At 55.1% G+C, this 12,609-nt stretch carries 10 protein-coding genes; 4 read left to right on the top strand and 6 right to left on the bottom strand.

The annotated features are described in order from the left end of the window. Positions 1-6 precede the first annotated feature (6 nt). From Enr10x_RS05290 to Enr10x_RS05280, 3 genes are all read right to left on the bottom strand, one after another. On the bottom strand, positions 7-246 hold the full coding sequence (locus tag Enr10x_RS05290) for a Trm112 family protein (protein WP_145104694.1): 240 nt from the start codon (positions 244-246) through the stop codon (positions 7-9). A 109-nt stretch (positions 247-355) separates the two neighbouring features. Next, on the bottom strand, positions 356-1,375 hold the full coding sequence (locus Enr10x_RS05285; RefSeq protein WP_145448359.1) for a sugar phosphate isomerase/epimerase family protein: 1,020 nt from the start codon (positions 1,373-1,375) through the stop codon (positions 356-358). 263 nt (positions 1,376-1,638) lie between these two features. Next, a complete protein-coding gene (locus tag Enr10x_RS05280) occupies positions 1,639-2,373 on the bottom strand; it encodes a GntR family transcriptional regulator (RefSeq protein WP_197997488.1) in 735 nt (244 codons plus the stop codon). Between the two features lie 240 nt (positions 2,374-2,613). Here Enr10x_RS05280 and Enr10x_RS05275 point away from each other — a divergent pair, with 240 nt between their 5' ends. Both Enr10x_RS05275 and Enr10x_RS05270 read left to right on the top strand, forming a co-directional pair. Next, positions 2,614-3,894 carry a Gfo/Idh/MocA family protein gene (locus tag Enr10x_RS05275; protein ID WP_145448357.1) on the top strand — a complete coding sequence of 427 codons (1,281 nt, stop codon included), beginning with the start codon at positions 2,614-2,616 and terminating at the stop codon, positions 3,892-3,894. Positions 3,895-3,978: 84 nt separating this feature from the next. Then, a complete protein-coding gene (locus tag Enr10x_RS05270; RefSeq protein WP_145448356.1) occupies positions 3,979-5,385 on the top strand; it encodes an aspartate aminotransferase family protein in 1,407 nt (468 codons plus the stop codon). An 82-nt stretch (positions 5,386-5,467) separates the two neighbouring features. Here the strand turns inward: Enr10x_RS05270 and Enr10x_RS05265 are convergent, their stop codons facing one another. The 3 genes from Enr10x_RS05265 to Enr10x_RS05255 all read right to left on the bottom strand — a co-directional run bounded on the left by Enr10x_RS05265 (position 5,468) and on the right by Enr10x_RS05255 (position 8,944). Next, positions 5,468-6,433 carry a tetratricopeptide repeat protein gene (locus Enr10x_RS05265; RefSeq protein ID WP_145448355.1) on the bottom strand — a complete coding sequence of 322 codons (966 nt, stop codon included), beginning with the start codon at positions 6,431-6,433 and terminating at the stop codon, positions 5,468-5,470. A 209-nt stretch (positions 6,434-6,642) separates the two neighbouring features. Beyond that, on the bottom strand, positions 6,643-8,178 hold the full coding sequence (locus Enr10x_RS05260) for an ATPase (protein ID WP_145448354.1): 1,536 nt from the start codon (positions 8,176-8,178) through the stop codon (positions 6,643-6,645). Between the two features lie 70 nt (positions 8,179-8,248). Next, a complete protein-coding gene (locus tag Enr10x_RS05255; RefSeq protein ID WP_145448353.1) occupies positions 8,249-8,944 on the bottom strand; it encodes a hypothetical protein in 696 nt (231 codons plus the stop codon). Between the two features lie 568 nt (positions 8,945-9,512). Here Enr10x_RS05255 and Enr10x_RS05250 point away from each other — a divergent pair. Both Enr10x_RS05250 and thpR read left to right on the top strand, forming a co-directional pair. Further along, positions 9,513-11,975, top strand: coding sequence for a Tex family protein (locus Enr10x_RS05250; RefSeq protein WP_145448352.1), 2,463 nt, complete (start codon positions 9,513-9,515; stop codon positions 11,973-11,975). Between the two features lie 40 nt (positions 11,976-12,015). Then, positions 12,016-12,597: an RNA 2',3'-cyclic phosphodiesterase gene (gene thpR / locus Enr10x_RS05245; protein ID WP_145448351.1), complete on the top strand. Its 582-nt coding sequence runs from the start codon at positions 12,016-12,018 to the stop codon at positions 12,595-12,597. The last annotated feature ends 12 nt before the right edge of the window (positions 12,598-12,609 follow it).

Here is a 12,609-nt window from a genome sequence, read left to right as displayed (position 1 = left end):
GGAAATTCAGGAGACCGGTTCTCCCGTTTCCGGATTTCGTTCGTGTCGCTGCATGATAGACGCCCATTCTGCCTGGGGCACTTCAACAGCCTCATCCACGAGCATCACTGGAATACCGTCGCGAATGGGATACTTAAGTCGCGTCGCCGGATCGACGGAAATCAGATAATCTCCCTCGCAGACCAGTTTTGCTTTGGTTTTCGGGCAGGCAATGATGTCCTGTAGACGCTGTGGATCAAAGGCCATTGATAATTACTCTTGAACGACGTTCTCTGAATTGTAACAGAAGGGGGCGGAGATCAACAGTTTTCTCTGAAATCCGCCCGCCTTCGATATCTCGAATCCGTGGCTCAGCTTAGAAGCCACGCAGTTCCTGAATGTCTTTGAAGTTCCGCAGATTGTAGTCGATGCCGACATAATCGAGTACGGAGCAGAGCGCCCGCACGGCAACGCCGATTCCATCGGGACCACTGAAACCGCCGAACTGTCCGCCCCCCTTGAGGTGCGGTTCGACTTCCAGGAAGACGCCGGGCACGCCCAGCTTTTTCATTTTCTTTTCCATCTTGGGGAGCAGCTCCCGCAGTTCCCGCAGAATGAACTCGTGGCCGGCATCACCGACATTGGCGGGAACGAAGTTTTTCAGACGCTCTTCATCGACGACGCCCGTCCATTCCAGATCAGTATCGACGGCGTAATCTTTAATATGCAGCCAGCCCATGGACTTGGTCATGTCGTGGAACTCGCTCAGGCACTGCATCGCATCTTTGTTCTGAGCGGCGATATTACCACCATCATAGATGGTGACCATGTTGGGCCGATTGACTTTTCGGGCCAGCTCCGCCAGCAGCGGTCCGGTTTCCCCGATCAGGTTCGGTTCGATTTCGAGTCCGTAAACCAGTCCTTCTTTGGCACACAGATCGACGATCTGTCCGATCTGATCGACGGCCTGGCTCATGTACGGTTTGGGATCCTCGCCCTTGGGAGGATAGAAGGAGAAGCCGCGGATCAGTTTGGTGCCCAGAGTGGTGGCAGCGTTGATCGTGTTGGCGACTTCCTTCTTGAGGTATTCTTTAAAGGGAACGAAGACGTTGTGTGAACCATCTTCTTTGTCGACCAGTTTGATCTTGCCGACACGGGCACCGATGCTGGTGACGTTCATGCCATATTCATCGTGCAGCTTGAGCAGCTGTTTGTATTCGGATTTATTCAGGTCGACGACATGTTTGACGTTGCCATCCCCGTTTACATCGATAAAGCGGGGGCTGTAGTATTTCAATCCCAGCGCGGAGAGTGCCACCATCTGTTCAACAGCGGTTTTATGGTTGGCGGCTTCATCAGCAAAGGCACTTAAAATGACACTTGGGTTATCTGACATGAGAGAGATCAACCTTTTTTGTTTCTAAATCTAAAGCGGATAAAAGTGGAATGCACGGCACAAAATCAGTGTCGAGATCATTCCACTATGAAAATTACCGATCCGCGCTGCAGAGATTTCGCGGGGACTCAATTGCCGGGAGAACCGCGAAAACAGACCAGTTCCCGGCCATTTTTGACAGGTTGGAGCCAAGTTTCAAGAGCTACGCGAAGTTCCCCATCGCTTTTTCAAAGGCTGGTTCATAATTCAGCAATCAATGGCGATCAGACAATCAAACGATCAGGTCGCATGCGGGATGCGTTTCGCAAATGCATGGTCATCGCAGCGGCAGCGGTCTCGGCGTCCTGTTGTTTCAGCGAATCGAGAAGCACCAGGTGGTCATAAAGTCCCCGTGTCATGATTTCGGGCGTCTCCCCGGCTGCGGAGTAGGACACCCGTTTATAACTCCAGCATTTATGGATCGCTTCACAGATGGGTAGATTGCCGCAATGGTCGGCGATACTGAGGTGCAGCGCGTAATCGAAGCCGCGGGAGGCCGCTCCCCATTGCTGGAGATGCTCGGGAGATTGATCACCGTCTTCATACTGCAGCTGGCAGGCTTTGACCTGGGCCGCGAGTTCCTGCAGACGCTGAATTTCCGCCTCGCTGATCCGGCCTGCGGCCATCGCGGCGGCAGAGGGTTCGAGCAGCAGGCGGAGTTCGTGGATTTCGACGAGCCAGTTTTCCGCCCCCTCACGGACGACAGCCCGGTGATTTTTCTGCTGAATTACGATGCCATCGGCCTGCAAACGGGCCAGTGCCTGTACCACGGGGGTCCGACTGACGCCGATCTCGCGGGCCAGTTGGGTGCTTTTTAATTCCGTACCGCCGGGCAGCTCACAGCGAATAATCCGCAGCAACAGCTTCTGATAGACCTCGTCCACCAGCGAGAGGCTCTCGTCCTCCTGGAGTGAGTTCAGTTCCGCGGATTCGGTCAGTAAATGAGTCTCTTTGTTCACAGGAATCTCAATTTCTGGGGAAAAGTGGGAGACAGGCACGAAAACGGGGCGGGAAAAGCTCAAATTCTTTTCGCGTGTGCCCTGCCCACGGCTTGACAAAACGGGTCTCCAGCCATAAAGTGAATTCACTTTCAAGCTATTTGACCGGGTTCACCAAGCACTTTAACCTGATTATAGCAGCAAAAACAGGATTTGCACCTTAGAAAACCACATATTTTGAATTCACTTAGGGATTAACCAATGAGTTCTGCAGGAACACTTCCAACATTGAAAGCCGGCATGGTCGGCTTCGGGATGATTGTCGACGAAACCTACCGCCCCTTTTTCGAAACGGTTTACAAAGAGGACCTGTATCAGCGTTCGACTGGCCCGGTGGCGGTCTCCCTGGATGCCGTTGTCAGCCGGACCGGTGCCCGGGCAGAAAAGTACCTGGCCGAGAATGGCGACAAGGTCGGCGGTTTTCAGAGCTTCGCCGGCGACAACGCGATCGAGGAAATGATCGATGCGGGTGTGGACTTCGCCTGCGTCGCCTCTCCCGACGACCGGCACTTCGATGCCTGTAAAAAACTGCTGGGAGCCGGCGTGCATGTGATCGTGGAAAAGCCGTCTGTGTTGAGTCTGCAGGAACTGGACGAACTGGTCGCCCTGGCGGAGAAAAACAACGTGACCGCCAAAGTGGTTTACCACAAGCTGTTCGACCCCGACCACAAGCGGATGCGTTCGCTGGTCTATGACGGCGTGCTGCAGCACGTGAATAACGGCTACTGCTCGCTGCTGGAACCCAAGGCGATTTCGGGCAAGCAGTTCGCACAGTGGATCACCGGTCGGAACCCCGGGACTTATGTCGCCGTGCATTACATCAAACTGATCGATTTCTCGTTCGGCGGAAAACTGAAGACGATCACCGCCGCCGGTCAGCGGGGACTGGTAGGCGAGAAAGATGGTCCGACCTGGGACAGCTGCCAGATGAAGATGGTTTACGAATACGAATCGGGTCGCGAAGCCGCCTTTGATATTCAGACCTCGTGGGTCACCCCCGACAACTTCCCCGGCTACGTCGAGCAGGAAGTGCAGTTCCGTTTCGATAACGGACTGTGGAATGGTCACTCCCGCAAACGGGGTGTGGAGTGCACCGTCGAAGACAAAACACCGATGGAAATCAAGAACTCGTTGAACAACCACTTCAACGCTCCTTTTGTCGAACCCTGGAATGAACGTTCGCAGCGGGGTTACGGCATTGAAGTGATCGAACAGTTTGCGAAAGAGGTCGCCCAGGTGGAATTCGGCGGTCCCGAATCGGAACGGGCCGAGCGACTGGCGCAGATTCGTTCGCTGGATTACAACGACCTGTCGGCCGACCGCCAGACCGTAGCCGCCGTCCAGGCACTCGAAGCGATTCTGGAAAAACGGGCTCAGGGTGAACCGGACTGCGTTGTGCGTGTGAACGACGAAAACGGGGGTCTGGTACTGTATCGTCCCGGCTCCAATGAATTCGAAGTGCTCTACGAAGGCACCGTTTAATTTTTCAACAACAGATTCGGAATCGAGTGCCGGATCGACCACCATTAACCAATGTCATTTTCCTGTTATGTAAAAGAGATCATCATGACAACTGCCATTCAATTCGATAATGAAAATCAATCTAACGCGGTAAGGGAAGATCTGTTCCAGACCGAGCCTTTGTCCCTGCGAACCTTCACTCCCAGTCAGGCTGTGCTGGCCAAGTCTGCCGGCTGCTATCACTGGACGCCGGAAGGTCGCCGCCTGTACGACTTCACCTCGGGCGTGCTGGTCGCCAACCTGGGACATAACCCCCGCAGCTGGATGAAACGGTTCAGCGAGTACATGGGCTGGAAGCCGGAACATGTGACCGGCGAAGGGGAAGGCGATTACTTCGAAGCCGTCACCCTGACGGCTTACAACGCCGTCACCCCGATTGAAACCGAAGCCAGCAAACGTCTGATCGCCAGCATTCAGTCTTCTCCGGGAGGCAACCGCTGCGACAAAGTCATGTGGGCCGCTTCCGGTTCGGAAGCAGTTCAGAAAGCACTCTGGGCCTGTCTGCACCGCGATCCCCAGCGGGATATCATCCTGGCGACCCGGTATGGTTTCCACGGTAAAAAAGGTCTGGCCGGTGCTGTTACCGGTTCGGAAACTGACGCCGACCGGGATCCCCGTGTGAAGTTCATCAGCTTCCCGCGTACCGAATGCGACGACATGAGCAAGTACGAAGATACGCTGGATACATCAGCCTATCAGAAAGAGCTGGAAGACCTGTGGGCCGAATATGGTTCGCGGATCAACTGCCTGATCACCGAGCCTTACCTGGGCGGCGGAGGCAGCTATCATCCGCAGCTGGCCTACCACAAAGTTCTGCAGGACTTCTGCCGGGCGCACGACATCATGCTGATCTTCGATGAAGTACAGGCCAACTTCGGCCGGACCGGCTGCATGTATGCCTTCGAAAAATACCAGGTCGAGCCCGACTTCGTCGTGCTGGGTAAGGGCCTCGGGAACGGTGTGCCGGTGGCTGCAGCCGTGGGTCGCAACGACGTCATTGCCAGCCTGAAATACGGTGAAGCTTCTGACACCTGGAGTGCGAACCCGCTCTCTTCCGCTTCCGTACTCGCCACACTGGACGAGTTCGAATCGACGGACGTGATGGAGAACACCCAAAAACTGTCGGCTCTCTACACCGATGGTCTGCTGAGCCTGAAAGAGACCGGCGTGATCGCCAAGGTCCGCGGCGAAGGCATGGTCTTCGGAATCGAGTGTGCCGAGCTGGGTGGCAAAACCAGCCAGGAAGTGGCCGTCGAACTGGTCAAGACCTGCTACCTGGGTGAAGCGGGCGGCGACGGGATTCACCTGCTGGGTGCCCTGGCAGGCAACGTGCTCCGCGTCAGTCCTCCGATGACGATGACAGAAGCGGAAGCGACTGAGTCGATCGCTCTGCTCAAGCGGATGTGCGAACAGCTGGCTGCTCAACTGCAGGGTGCTCCTGCTTCCGCCTGATCGGAACAGCAACTCTTGAAACAGAACAGGCCCCGTTTTTAGCGGGGCCTGTTTTTTTTATGGTCTTAAATTCAGATCTAAATCAGAACTGACGCTGGTTCCGCCACTGCTCGAGCTGCTCTGCAGTCAGGTTGGCTGGCGGCTGTGCGGTCTGGGTGCTGTCTGCGGGTCCGGAAATGCGGCGGGGTGACTGAGGAACCCCTGCAGGTGCCATTCCCTGGGAGACCGCGTTCTGCACTGTTTTGGTCGACGGTTTCGCTTTGGAATAGGCGGCCTGTTTCGCAGTTCCTTTGGTGCCTGCGCCGGAGGTGACGCCGGCCAGCATGAGCCGGTTCTCTTTTTCGCGGCGGATTTCATCCAGCCAGTATTGTGCTTCGTTGAATTCAGGTTTCAGCAGCACGGCCTGCAGAAACTGTTGTTCGCTGGCCTGCAGTTCGCCACGATCTTTGAGGATGTATCCGATGTTGTAGTGTGCTTCCGCTTCGCCGACGGCGCGGATCAGATGCGGCATCGCAGCCTGGTAATCTCCGGAGGAAGCCAGCGCGATTCCGAGCTGGTATCGGATGTTCTTATCCGCGGGAGCCGTTTTGACGGCTTTACTCAGCAGGGGAATTGCCTGATCCCATTTCTCTTCGGCAGCATAGAACTGACCGATGCTGGCGCGGACCTGGGAATCCTCGGGGGCCATTTCCAGCGCTTTGTGAAATCCTTTTTCCGCTTCGATCTTGCGGCCGGCAACCTGGTCCAGGCGGGCCAGTCCGAGTACGGCATCGATCGATTTTGGATTTTCGCCCAGGGCAACCTGATAAGATGTGCGTGCTGAATCGAGATCCCCCATTTTTTCCTGCAACTGGCCATGCGTCACATAGAATTTGTCGGGGTGTTTGAGTTTCTTTTTCGCGACGGAAATCTTTTCTTCCAGCGTGTCCGGCGGCTGGTCATTCTTTTTGACGACCTGATTTTTCATGGAAGAGCAGCCGCTGCAAATCAATAACGCACAAGCGATTCCAGCGAGCCATGTCTGTTTTGTGAAACGTGTTACGGGCATGTGATCCCCTCCATGAGATGCAGCAGCAAAACTTTTTTGATTTTCTCAGTCAACACTCCGATAATCAGACCTTCTCACGGGCACTTTGATGTTGCTGGTCCTCAGCAATGCATCAGCGTATCCGTTTCAGAACAGAATGATCGTGAGTCAATCGAGGTGCCTGGCAGAATTATGTAACTGTCGATCTGACAGGATGTTTGGGATAGGATTTATATTTGACAGAAGAAGCGTTGGGCTGCCTCTGCGATAATCTGGGTGGAAAGAATGGGTTCCTGTCCTTTAAATCGACAAATTGACTGAAGAATCTCCAGTAAATCTCGAGGGTCGCTTGATCGCGGGGACTGGCCCTGGTTGTAGTAAGTGTCATACAGGTAATCTACAAAGACTGGGTCATACCGTAGATCTCTCTGCCGACAGCAAAGTTGTGTGATTTCCGTAAACAGTTCCCGAGAAGGGGGGCCGATCTGAATCTTGTGGCGAATCCGGCGGAGGAAAGCTTCGTCGACCAGGTCTTTCGGATCCAGGTTGGTCGAAAAGACGATCAGCTGTTCAAAAGGAACCGCGAATTTCTTGCCGGTGGCGAGTGTCAGATAATCCGTACGATCTTCCAGCGGCATAATCCACCGGTTGAGCAGGTCTTTGGGGCTGACAAGCTGTCGACCAAAGTCGTCGATCAGAAACACACCGCCGTTGGCTTTGATGTGCAGCGGAGCCGTATAGAAATTGCTGGTCTTGTTGTAGCGCAAGTCCAGCATCTCCAGATTCAGTTCCCCGCCCGTAATCACGACGGGACGACGAATCCGCCGCCAGCGCAGATCGGTTTCCGGCTTGCTCCAGTCCTCCATGTCAGGCAGGCAGGTTCCATCATGTCTATGCTTGCCCGTCGATTCCTGAAACTCATGGTCATCAGTGGTCTCATGAATCGTCGGATCGAAGAGGGTGATGATGCTGTTTTCCATCTGCAGGGCATAAGGCACATGAATTTCTCCCCCCTGCCGATTCAGGAATCGCCCCAGTCCCTTGGCGATCAATGTTTTGCCGTTACCGGGAGGTCCGTAGATGAATATCGAACGTCCGCTGCAGACGGCAGGACCGAGTTCTTCCAGCAGGCCTTCGCGGATGATGAAATCGGAAAAGGAATCTTCCAGCCGCTCGGGGGTGCAGTCGATGCCGACCACGGTCTGCAACTGACACTGGCGCACGTAGGCATCCAGCGGCACCGGCGCCGGACCGACATAGCGGCACTGTTCGAAGGATTCCCGGGCGCGAACCCGCCCCAGTTCTGTTAAGTGGAAGCGGTAGGAAGAGCGCCCGATCACATTGCCGGACGTGACTTCGATACACTTTTCTTCTTTCAGAAAGACGAGTGCCGTATCGATGATGCTGAACGGGAGGTGAGCACTGCGGGAAATTTCCAGCCCGAGCGCGCTGCCCTGCAGATAGAGCTGCTTCAGTACCAGTCCGGACAGTTGCACCAGGGACAGTCCGGTCTCTTCGAGTGTCTGGGGTGCCGGAATGACGGCACTGCTGGTCCGGCTGCGTGCTGGAGTCGTTGCAGTGATCCGTGCCCCGGAGCGCGGTGCAGGCTTTGACTGCTGACTTTGTGGAAACAGATCGCTGTACAGATCAGCCACATCCTGTTTGGGGCCAGGCATGCGTGGCTCATCTGTTTCGGCATCAGGCTGTGCGCGAAATGCTGCCTCAGCAGCATCCCGCGTTTCATCTTCACCAGGTCGATCAATCATGCAACAGCGTTACGTTCAAACTAAACGGGACTGGAATTGAGAATCAGAGTCAGACAAAACAGACACCGATTCAGTTGCTGCCATTGGACGCGGTTCCCCCGCCGGGTGTATACAGAATCCGGGGCGGCAGAATGGAACCGATGTAGGCTCGGTACTTCATATCTTCCTCGCGTGCAGGGCGTCCATAAGCCGGAGTCAGCCGCAACATGGTCGGAGGCAGATTCTGATCGCCGGCCATCTGAGAGGCGGCATACTGCACGTTGGCCAGACGTTCCTGGCTGTCGATGGAATCATTGGCGGACTGAACAAATACGGTACGGCGACTTTCCGGTGCGTGAGACAGGATCCAGCGCAGATGCAGTAAACCGGCTTCGGTTAACTTGTTATCATCTTTTTCAAAGTGATAGGCATACAGGGTGGTCTGGTCCGCCCAACCGTTGTGCATCTGTCTGTCCATGATGTCACGGACGTAGGCCCGGTCTTCACACTGATACGGGTACGGCCAGTAATGGGCGTGATGGTAGCGGTTCCAGAAATGCTGCTTGGGACCGGTGGGTCGGGGATAGGGTGGCCAGAGTTCGCCGAACTTGTATTTCTGTCGTGAGCCGACAGGTCGGGCAGCACGTTCGGCCCACTTCGCCTCTTTCTCGGCCTCTTTGCAGGAATTGCAGGACCAGGGCCAGCCGGCCTGCGCTTCGAATTCGTGCGTCAGGCTAAATGCAAAAATCACAAGTAGATACGTACTCCATCTGACGGCAGTCGTCATGCCATCTCCCCCCTGTGTTATTCAGATTTGGTGTGTCTCACTCATTCCGCAATCTTCATTCGCGTCAGCCCGACCGCGCATGAATTGAGACAGTCAGTACTTCACTTATCGGCAGTAAGCAGGTCCGGTCCTGACGAGAAAAACGATTCTACCGACAGAATGAATGAGATAATTCCCGGACCTGGTTGCCTGTTCGAAGTCCTGCCACTCATCGAAAGTCTCATACACTGATTCTGGAACTTTGCCCCCGAAAAAATAAGAGCACAGAAATCCGCTGAAGCAGGTTTGTTTAGAAATGGAGTCTTTAAAAAAACTTCACAGAAAAGTGAATTGGTGGCGCGCGGAATTCTGTTGTGTGAGCCTGTTAAACTGGCGGCGCGCTCACTACACTTTCGTGTATCGCAGACTGTCCCGGCGCCCGGCGGTTGCGGTATCATGGAATGACCATTTCTATTTTCTCTGAAAACAGTTATTCTAAAGACAAGAGAGAGACAGAGAAGATCCTGTAATTGATCAGAGCCCTGATCGGAGTTTTCGAAACCAAAGGTCGAAACGAATCGAGATCGAGATGGATGCGGTTGAGATACCAGAGAATCAATCCGGCTCACAGTTCTCCGAACGTGACGCAGCGCAAATCGCTGAGGAATTGAATCTCACATCACAACAGATTCAGAATGTGATCGCGTTGCTGGATGAAGGCAACACGGTTCCTTTCATCACCCGTTACCGGAAAGAACGTACCGGCAATCTGGACGAGGTGCAGATTCGCGATATTCAAAAGCGGGTGCAGTCCAAACGGCAACTGCGCGAGCGGGCCTCTACCATCCTGCGTCTGATTGAAGCCCAGCAGCAGTTGACTCCCGAACTCAAAGCGGAAATCGAAAAAGCGGATACACTCAAACGGCTGGAAGACCTCTACCGCCCCTATCGTCCCAAACGAACGTCCCGGGCTGCGACTGCCCGCAAGCACGGTTTCGAACCGCTGGCCAATGCAATCTGGGCGGGTGATGACAGCATCACGGATCTCAACGTTGCCGCGGAACAATACATCAAAGACGAAGAAGGCGCGCAAACAACAGAAGATGTCCTCAAAGGAGCCGCCGACATCCTGGTGGAAAAGATCGGCGAAGATCCCGACGTGCGAGACATCTCACGCCGGATCGCCTGGCGGTCGGGCAAACTGACTGTCAACGCCACCAAAAAAGCGGAGGAATCCGGCCAGGAGTATCGTGATTACTTCAACTATTCCGAACGGGCCGTGAAGGTACCCCACCATCGAACCATGGCGCTGAACCGGGGCGAAAAATCGGGTGCCCTGCGGGTCCGCTTTGAGTGGGAAGAAGAATCGGCCCGCCAGTCGATTGCCACTCACCTGAAACTGGACGGACATCGCTTCAGTGAATTTCTGACCGAGGTCGTCACCGACGCGCTGCAGCGTCTGATCCTGCCCAGTCTGGAACGGGAGATCCGTCGCGAACTGACAGAAAAAGCGGAAAAGCATGCTGTCTCCGTCTTCGCACAGAACCTGAAAAACCTGCTGCTGCAGCCCCCATTGCAGGGCGAGCGGATCCTGGCAATCGACCCGGGTCTGCGGACCGGATGCAAACTGGCGGTGCTCGATGAACTCGGTTACTGTCTGGCCACCGACCTGGTCTATGTCACCGGCTCCGCCGAGAAGAAGGATTACGCGCGGAACAAACTGGCCGACATCATGACCGAGCACAACTGTAAGCTGGTGGCGATCGGCAATGGTACCGCGTGCCGCGAAACGGAAGAGATCATCACCGAGATGATCGAACAGAATCTGCCCGAGGCACGTTACCTGATCGTGAATGAAGCGGGAGCGAGCATCTATTCCGCCAGCCCGGTGGCCCGTGAAGAATTTCCGGATCTGGACGCGACAATCCGCGGCACGATTTCGATTGGCCGCCGCCTGCAGGACCCGCTGAGTGAACTGGTGAAAATCGACCCGCAGCACCTGGGCGTCGGCATGTATCAGCACGATGTGAATTCCAAGCGACTGAAAGAATCGCTGGATGAAGTCATCGAGTCCTGCGTGAACTATGTCGGCGTGAACCTGAATACGGCGAGTGCCTCATTGCTGCGACATGTCTCGGGAATGAACCAGTTAATCGCGCGACGAATTACCGAATGGCGCGATCAGCATGGCTCGTTTCAGAATCGCAAACAGTTGCTCGACGTCGCGGGAATCGGCGAAGCCACGTTCACCCAGGCAGCCGGCTTTCTGAAAATCGACCGGGGTGATGAGCCGCTGGATTCGACCTGGATCCACCCGGAAAGTTATGAGCATGCCCACAAAGTTCTGGAACAGCTGGAGCTGCCTCCCGATAGTCTGAAAACGTCGGCCCAGGAGCGGGCTTCGATTCTGGAAAAGGTCTCACAAATCGACAAGAAGTCATTGAGCGGGAGTCTGCAAATCGGCCTGCCCACACTGGAAGACATTCTGGAAGCGATCGCACGACCGCGGCGCGATCCGCGTTCCGATCTGCCGGGCCCCATCTTCAAACAGGGTGTGCTCAAACTGGAACAGCTGACCGAAGGCATGGAACTGCAGGGGACCGTCCTGAATGTGGTTGACTTCGGTGCGTTTGTGGATGTGGGTCTGAAGGACAGCGCGCTGATCCATGTGAGCGAGATGGCGAATCACTTCATTGAGAGTCCGTACCAGTTCGTTTCGGTCGGTGATGTGATCACGGCCTGGGTACTGGGCGTCGACCTGGAGCGCCGTCGCGTTTCACTGACGTTGATCAAGCCGGGTACTGTGCGACCTCCTAAGAAATCGCAGCGTGCTCCTGCGAAACCGAAAGAGCAGAAAAAACCGGCTGCCCCGGAGAAGAAACAGGGTGAGTCCTCAACACCACGGTCCCACAAGCCGGGCAAGAAGAAACGGAACAAGTCAGGCAAGAAACAGGCGCCCCTGCCCAAACTGACCGATGAAATGAAAACCGGAGATCAGCCGCTGCAGGGGTTCGATCAACTCAAGGCCCTCTGGAATCAGAAAAAGAAATAAGTTCGATCTGTGATACTCGCAGATTTGCTGAAGATTCGCCATGCAGAAAAATCAACGTGCACGCACTTTTATCGCCGTCCCAGTTCAACCGCCGAAAGGGTTGCGGAAGGTTCTCGAAAAACTGGAAAAGATGGGGTCAGCGGTCAAGCCGATCCCGGATGACCAGATGCATATCACACTCAAATTTCTGGGACCGACTGAGCTGGAAGATATCATGCCGGTCAGTCGCATTCTGAAAGAGATGCGGAACCAGTTCAAATGTGTCCGGCTGGCTTTCAAAGGTCTGGGTGCCTTTCCCCGCGAGGATCGACCGAATGTGATCTGGGCGGGCATCAAAGATGAGACACTGCTCGCGGAGATGGCGGAATACCTGGAAGCCGAGACGGAAAAGCTGGGTTATCCACGGGAGCGTAAAGGTTTCCATGCCCATCTGACGCTGGCCCGCATCAAGGCGAAGCCGCCCGAAGAGCTGTTTCAGCTGCTGTCCGACCGCCGCGATGCGGAGTGGGGTGAAGTGACGCTGGACACCCTCAAGTTTTATCGCAGCGAATTGAAGCCGCAGCGGGCCCAGTATCACGAAATGCAGACCGTGCGATTGCCCCCTGCCCCGAAGAAGAAGTAGCAAGTTGACGCT

Origin of the sequence: Gimesia panareensis (assembly GCF_007748155.1) — a bacterium.
Lineage (GTDB): Bacteria > Planctomycetota > Planctomycetia > Planctomycetales > Planctomycetaceae > Gimesia > Gimesia panareensis.
This window is presented reverse-complemented; position numbering and strand designations above follow the sequence as displayed.